We start from the raw sequence: 750 nt of genomic DNA on the forward strand, positions 1-750 counted from the left end.
ACGCCCGTCTGGTTCACCGCGACCATTTGCGCCCACCCCTCCTCCGTTTCGGCCTCGACGCCACCGGGGTGGAATATTCCCGCATTGTTCACCAACGTTGTCAGGACGCCAAATTCGGACACGGCAAGAGCGACCGCCGCGCGCCAACTGTCACTCTTCGTGACATCGAGCCGGACGAAACGGGCATCACCGCCCTCGTTCGCTATGGAAGCCACGGCTTGCTCACCGAGGTGCTCCTGCAGATCTCCGATGACAACCTTTGCACCCTCGCGCGCATACAAAGTGGCCTGAGCCGCGCCGAGCCCACTCGCGCCACCGGAAATCAGGGCTACCTTGCCTGCCAGACGATTTGCCAAGTTATGCTCTCCCGTATTCGCTTATCGCGAAAGAGACTTGTTAGAGAAAAGCAAGTCTTTGTCAACCTGCCGGCAAAAACCGCAAATCAGAATGTAAAACCTTAATAACACCTTTTATTTCCGTCGCTTAACAATCAGACGGAGCAAATTTTCGCGTCCCTCGACTGCCGCCTGAATATATGCTTGCTTGCGCCAAGCAAATGTTTTACCCCTACTTCATAAGGTGGCGAAAAGAACGAACACGCGACCTGAGAGCCCGGCAATCTGCCCTTCACGAAGGCGATTGCGCGCAGGGACGATTGGCTCCGCAAGGGAGCTCGGGAGAGAAGGCCAGACAACGGCCAGTTTGGGAGGCGAGCAATGAGAGGTCTACGCTACAAGAACGTCCAAACGG

1 protein-coding gene is annotated in these 750 nt (G+C 56.4%); it reads right to left on the reverse strand.

Annotation, left to right across the window (positions count from 1 at the left end; all coding sequences use genetic code 11):
• Positions 1 to 356, reverse strand: a 356-nt coding sequence (locus LK12_RS23425; RefSeq protein ID WP_039290797.1) for an SDR family NAD(P)-dependent oxidoreductase, incomplete at its 3' end; no start/stop codon positions are given.
• Between the last annotated feature and the right edge of the window lie 394 nt (positions 357 to 750).

It is taken from the genome of Novosphingobium malaysiense (assembly GCF_000802225.1).
GTDB lineage: Bacteria > Pseudomonadota > Alphaproteobacteria > Sphingomonadales > Sphingomonadaceae > Novosphingobium > Novosphingobium malaysiense.